Annotated in this window: 1 protein-coding gene; it reads left to right on the forward strand. The window is 48.9% G+C overall.

Translation table 11 applies throughout. The features are described 5' to 3' along the window. On the forward strand, positions 1-229 hold a 229-nt coding region (locus tag ACE418_RS13600; RefSeq protein ID WP_416451097.1), incomplete at both ends, for a transposase.

Below are 229 nucleotides of genomic sequence, written 5' to 3' on the forward strand. Positions count from 1 at the left end.
TAAAGGATAAGACGATTCAAGAAGTCCGCATCTGTCCCATGTATGGCGGACGGTATTTCAAGATTCAGTATTGTTACTTACAAGACCCAGAACCGGTGAAAGCTTCGCCAGACCGTGTCCTGGCTATCGACTTGGGACTGGACAATCTGGCCGCCTGCGTCACCAATACGGGGACGTCGTTCCTCATGGACGGTCGTAAACTCAAATCTATCAACCAGTATTGGAACAA

Source organism: Megasphaera jansseni (assembly GCF_047974155.1).
Lineage (GTDB): Bacteria > Bacillota > Negativicutes > Veillonellales > Megasphaeraceae > Megasphaera.